This window comes from Thioalkalivibrio sp. (assembly GCF_007692535.1).
Taxonomy (GTDB): Bacteria; Pseudomonadota; Gammaproteobacteria; order Ectothiorhodospirales; family Ectothiorhodospiraceae; genus Thioalkalivibrio.
Window position 1 is genome coordinate 1 of sequence record NZ_REBW01000260.1, and the last position, 5964, is coordinate 5964.

Annotated in this window: 5 protein-coding genes; 3 read left to right on the forward strand and 2 right to left on the reverse strand. The window is 64.5% G+C overall.

The features are described from left to right. Positions 1–30: 30 nt before the first annotated feature. Together EA346_RS14465 and EA346_RS14470 are read right to left on the reverse strand one after the other, a co-directional pair. Positions 31–819, reverse strand: coding sequence for an ABC transporter permease (locus EA346_RS14465; protein ID WP_296759769.1), 789 nt, complete (start codon positions 817–819; stop codon positions 31–33). Position 820: 1 nt separating this feature from the next. Beyond that, on the reverse strand, positions 821–1726 hold the full coding sequence (locus tag EA346_RS14470; RefSeq protein WP_296759777.1) for an ATP-binding cassette domain-containing protein: 906 nt from the start codon (positions 1724–1726) through the stop codon (positions 821–823). A 231-nt stretch (positions 1727–1957) separates the two neighbouring features. Here EA346_RS14470 and trkA point away from each other — a divergent pair, with 231 nt between their 5' ends. The 3 genes from trkA to EA346_RS14485 all read left to right on the forward strand — a co-directional run bounded on the left by trkA (position 1958) and on the right by EA346_RS14485 (position 5873). After that, complete coding sequence (trkA, locus tag EA346_RS14475) at positions 1958–3337, forward strand: Trk system potassium transporter TrkA (RefSeq protein ID WP_296759771.1); 1380 nt, start codon at positions 1958–1960, stop codon at positions 3335–3337. Between the two features lie 61 nt (positions 3338–3398). Further along, positions 3399–4853: a TrkH family potassium uptake protein gene (locus EA346_RS14480; RefSeq protein ID WP_296759773.1), complete on the forward strand. Its 1455-nt coding sequence runs from the start codon at positions 3399–3401 to the stop codon at positions 4851–4853. Positions 4854–5057: 204 nt separating this feature from the next. Next, positions 5058–5873, forward strand: coding sequence for a GTP cyclohydrolase II (locus EA346_RS14485; RefSeq protein ID WP_296759775.1), 816 nt, complete (start codon positions 5058–5060; stop codon positions 5871–5873). The last annotated feature ends 91 nt before the right edge of the window (positions 5874–5964 follow it).

The window sequence follows — 5964 nt, forward strand, 5'->3', positions numbered from 1 at the left end:
GCGCAGCGTAACCCGACATTTGCAGCCACCTCAGCGAATCAGCCGCCGATGGATCAGCGCGGTGGCCAGGACCAGCGCGACGGCGCCATAGACGACGATCACGGCCAGGTGCAGCGCCACCTGGGTCGGCCAGGTTCCGGTCATCAGAGGGCGCACGATCTCCACCACGTGTGCCAGGGGGAGCGACAAAGCCAGCCCCTGGACCCAGCCTGGCATTTCCTGCAGCGGGAAAAAAACACCGGAAAGCAATAACATCGGCGTTACTGCCAAGGTGAAGTAATAAAGAAAGAAATCGTAGCTGCGGGCCACCGAGGTGATCACCAGCGCCAGCGACCCGAAGGTGAACGCCGCCAGGAACACCACCGGCAGCGCGAGCAGGGCGCGGGCGTCTGTGACCAGCCCCAGCACACTGGCCACGATCAGGATCGCCGCGGCACTGACCAACCCCTTGGTAGCCGCCCAGATGGCTTCCGCAAAGACGATGTCATCCAGCGTCAATGGTGTCCCGAGCATCGCCAGCCAGGTGTTCTGTTCCGCCATGCGCGTATAGGCCGAGTACATGCCCTCGAAGCTCGCGGTGAACATGGCGCTGGAACAGATGATCCCGGAGGCGATGAAGACCATGTAGCTCATCCCGTCCAGTTCGCCGACCAGCCGCCCGAAGCCGTAGCCGAACGCGAGGAGATACAGCACCGGTTCGCCGAAGTTGCCGAGCAGCGAGGGCATCATCAGCTTCCGCCAGACGCGCAGATTGCGCCGCCAGACCGGGATGAAGCGCAGGCTGGGACGGGGAAACAGGGGGTGACGCGCGCGGCTCATCTCATTCCCGCAGGTCGTGGCCAGTCAATTTCAGGAACACGTCTTCGAGGTTGGCGGCACGGGTGGAATGCGGGAGTCCGGCCGATTCCAGTTCCGCACGCACCGCGGCGGGATCCGCCGTGTAGATCAGCCAGGTATCCGCGATTTCCAGCATCCGCGCCGGTAGCATGCTCGGGTCGGCGATGAAACGGCGCGCCGAGGCGGCACTCAGGCTGATGACCCAGGGTTCCACGTGAGCCGCGATCAGCGCCTTCGGCGTGTCACAGGCGATGATGCGGCCGGCATCGATGATCGCGATCCGGTCGCAGAGTTCTTCGGCCTCCTCCATGTAATGGGTGGTGAGCACCAGGGTCACGCCGCGCTCGCGCAGCCGGCGCAACTGCCGCCACAGATGGTGCCTGGCCTGTGGATCGAGGCCCGTGGTGGGTTCGTCCAGGATCACCACCTCCGGCTGGTTGATCAGGGCGCGCGCGAGGGTCAACCGCCGTTTCATACCGCCCGAAAGGGTGTTGATGCGCGCGCGCCGGCGGCTCTCCAGGTTCGCCAGCTCCAAAAGGTCATCGATACGCTGTGTCAGCACCGGGCCGGACAGCCCGAAATAGGACGCGTAGGTGAGCAGGTTCTCTTCGACCGTGAAGTCCGGGTCCAGCGTGTCGAACTGGGGCACCACGCCCAGCCGTGCCCGGATTTCGCGCTCGTATTCCGGGATCGACATTCCCAGCACCCGCACCGATCCGGCATCGATCGGCGTAAGGCCAAGAAGCATGCGCAGCGTCGTCGTCTTGCCGGCGCCATTGGGGCCGAGTAGCCCAAAAAACTCGCCGGCGGGGATGGCAAGATCGATACCGTCGACGACCGAAACGCCGTTGTAGATCTTGCGCAGGCCGGTCATCGCAATGGCGGGCACAGCCGCATCGCCTGCAAACGCAGCGATGCCGTGCCGGGAAGGTACGGCATCGGCATGCGTGTTCATTGTCTTGTCCGGAGGGGTCTGGGACATCGGCTGGATCGCTCACCATGGCAAGGCGGTGGTCGCGGGCTTGGGCAGGCAGTAGCATACGGGACCGTTAGCCCGGCATCATTATCCCCAGGGCGCGTGGAGCGGTGGAGGCGGCATGGATCCGGGCACAGGGCTTTCATGAAGAAGATCATCATTCTGGGCGCCGGACAGGTGGGCTCTTCCCTCGCCGAGGCCCTGAGTGCCGATGGACATGACATCACCGTGGTCGATCGCAACCGGCAGCGCCTGCAGGCCCTGAAGGCCGAACTGCGGGTGAATGTGCTGGTCGGCTTCGGCGCGCATCCGCCGGTGCTGGAGGCGGCAGGCGCCCGTGATGCGGCCATGCTCATCGCGGTGACCGACTCGGACGAGGTCAACATGATGGCCTGCCAGGTCGCGACGACCCTCTTCAACGTCGAAACCCGCATCGCGCGTGCACGCGCCCGGGACTACCACGAGCATCCGCGCCTGTTCGGGCGTGATGCCGTTCCAGTGGATATGCTGATCTCGCCCGAGGAGATCGTCACCAGTCAGATCCAGCGCCTGATCGAACATCCGGGGGCGCTGCAGGTGCTCGATTTCGCCGAGGGCAGGGTCTCGCTGGTGGGCGTACGCGCCTATCACGGTGGCCCCCTCGTCGGGCGGGAATTGAGGAACCTGCGCAGGGTCCGTCCGGGCGTGCAGACACGCGTCGCCGCCATCTTCCGCAAGGATCGGCCGGTGGTCCCGGACGGGGACACGGTGATCGAGGCCGACGACGAGGTCTTCTTCGTGTCCGCGAAAAAGAACATCCGCGCGGTGACCGCCGAACTGCGGCACCTGGAGCGTTCCTACCATCGGGTGATCATCGCCGGCGGCGGCAACATCGGTCGTCGTCTCGCCGAGATCCTCGCCGACCGCTATCGGGTCAAGGTCATCGAGCGCGACCCGGCCCGAGCCCGGCTTCTGGCCAGTCAGTTGCCCACGGAGGTTCTGGTGCTGGAGGGAGACGGTTCGGATGACCGCTTTCTTCAGGAGATCGACGTGGCCCATGCGGACGTCCTCTGTGCAGTGACGAACGACGATCAGTCGAATATCTTCGCCGGCATGCTGGCCAAGCGCCGTGGGGTGCGCAAGGTCATCTGCCTGATCAACCGGCCCAGCTACGTGGACCTGGTCCAGAGCGGCACCATCGATATCGCTGTTTCACCGCAACTGGCCACCGTGGGCGCACTGCTCGCCCGGGTGCGCGAAGGTGGCACGGCGACCGTGCACACCCTGCGCCGGGGAGCGGCCGAAGCCATCGAGACCATCGTGCACGGGGACTCCCGTACCTCGCAGGTGGTCGACCGGCGTATCGACGAGCTGAAGCTGCCCGAGGGCGCCAGCATCGGCGCCCTGGTGAGAGGGGAAGAGGTCATCATTCCGCACCACGACACGATCATTCACACGGGGGATCACGCAATCCTGTTCCTGACCGACCGCAGCCAGGTGGCGGCCGTACAGCGCCTGTTCCAGCCAAGCCCGTTGTTCTTCTGATGCCGATGCGACGACGCCTCGGCCGGCGGAACGGCAGTGCCACCAGGGAGGTGATCCAGCCATGTTCCAGATAGCCACCACCCTGCGTCTGCTCGGTATCCTGGTCACGCTGTTCAGCCTGACCATGCTGCCGCCCGCGCTGATCGGCTGGATCTACGACGAACCCAGCCGCGGGGTGTTCCTGCAGGCCTTCGGCATCCTGATGGGCACCGGGCTCCTGATCTGGGCGGCGTTCTTCCGGTCGCGCGGAGACCTGCAGGTGCGGGACGGTTTCGTGGTCGTGGTGATGTTCTGGCTGGTCCTCGGGATCTTTGGGGCCCTTCCGTTGTACCTGGACCCGGCACTGCATGTGTCGGTAACCGATGCGGTGTTCGAGTCCATGTCCGGGCTGACCACGACCGGCGCAACGGTGATCGTGGGGCTGGACGATCTTCCGCGCGCCGTTCTCTGGTACCGCCAGCAACTCCAGTGGCTGGGGGGCATGGGCATCATTGTCCTGGCCGTGGCTATCCTGCCGCTGCTGGGGATCGGCGGCATGCAGCTCTTCCGTGCCGAGATGCCCGGGCCCATGAAGGATACCAAGCTGGCCCCGCGCATCGCGGAGACGGCGCGCAACCTCTGGTTCGTGTACGTCGGCCTGACCGTGGCCTGCGCACTGGCCTATTGGGCCGCGGGGATGGAGGTCTTCGACGCCATCGCGCATTCCTTCACGACCCTCGCCATCGGCGGCTTTTCGACCTACGACGCCAGCATTGGCCACTTTGACAGCACGATGATCGAGTCGGTCGCGGTCGTGTTCATGCTACTAGGGGGAATGAATTTTGCGCTGCATTTCCTTGTTTTCCGAAAAGCCAGCTTCGCTCCCTACCGGCGTGATGAGGAGGTTCGGCTGTATCTTCTCCTGCTCGGCACCGGTTCCGCGATCGGGGTTGCCTACCTGCTGTACGCAGGGGTCACAGGCACCGTCTCGGAGGCGTTACGCTGGGGAATCTTCCATGCCGTATCCATTGGTACCACCACGGGATATTCCACCACGGACTTCCACCTCTGGCCGGGATTCCTGCCGCTGATGCTGGTGTTCCTGTCCTTCGTCGGCGGCTGCACCGCCTCGACCGGCGGGGGCATGAAGGTGATCCGGGTGCTGCTGCTGGGCAAACAGGGGTTGCGCGAGATCCAGCGGTTGATTCATCCCCATGCGCATATCGCGGTCAAGGTGAACGAAAAGGTGATGCCGAACCGAGTGGTCGAGGCGGTCTGGGGCTTCATGGCGGCGTATATTCTGGTGTTCGCGGTAATGGTGCTGCTGCTGATGGCCTCCGGCCTCGACCAGGTGACGTCGTTCTCGGCGGTGGCGGGGACGCTGAACAATCTGGGCCCGGGGCTCGGCGATGTCGGGCAGAATTATTCCAGTATCAACGACTTCAGCAAGTGGGTTCTGGTCTTCGCGATGCTCCTGGGCCGGTTGGAAATCTTCACCGTGCTGGTACTCCTTTCCCCGGCCTTCTGGCGCCGCTGAACATCCTGTCGTGCCGGCCGGCCGGCAACGGTTCCCGTTGCCGCCAGCATCGTGTCGGGCCGCATCGAAGCCCTGCTGGATCGAGCGATCTCAAGTGGCCGGTGGTGGTTGCGTATGGAGTTGGGATAATGGACCCCGGCTTCAGGATCGGTATGCTAGGCGGCCAAGCGGGCCCTGCCCGATCTGAGCGAGACGAATCAGCGCATGTTTACCTATATCGACCCTTCGGTCCGTTCCCGCCTGCTGGAGCAGGGCAAACTCACGCGGATCAACGCCGCGGGCGAGGTCATCGATGCGACCTCGGCGGATATTCCGGCCGAGCCGGCGCTCGAGGTGCTCGGGCCGATTCCGTTGCCGATCGCGCTGACCGATGAGCCGCTCACGGCACAGTGGTACGCCTTCGTCCGACGCACGGAACTGGCCAGGGTCGATGGCTTGGCGGCCGAGCTCCGGCAACAGGGTGGTCAGCATCTGTTCGCTTCCCTGACCTCATCCATGGCGGTCAACAGCCTGCTGGTGATCGGTGATCCCGATCGTTCCAACGAGCCGTTGGTCCGGGTCCATTCGAATTGTCTCACCGGGGATGTCTTCGGCTCGCGCCGCTGTGATTGCGGGCCGCAGCTGGCATCTGCGGTTCGTCAGATCCAGCAGGATCCTGCCGGGGGGTACCTGGTGTACATGGCCGGGCACGAGGGTCGCGGGATCGGCCTCTGGGCCAAGGCCGCCACGTACCTGTTGCAGGATGCCGGCGAAAACACCTACCAGGCGAACCGGAGCCTCGGGCTGCCGGACGATTCCCGTGATTTTGGCGATGCAGCGTCGATTCTCAAGTGGCGGTTGGGAGACAGCCCGTTCCGATTGTTGACCAACAACCCGAAGAAGCTCGAGGATCTTGCCGCTCATGGTCTGGTGAACGTGCGGCGGGTCAAGCACCTCGCCGGGGTCGACGAGTGGAACCGGCGTTACCTCAGAGCGAAGCAGGGCTGGGGCCACGCCATTTCCGAGGAAGATCTGGGCTGAGTTTGGTCCCCCCTGCGTCGGGTTACGCTACGCTAACCCGACCTACCATTCCTCCACCCGAGCCCCGTAGGTCGGGTTAGCGCAGCGTAAC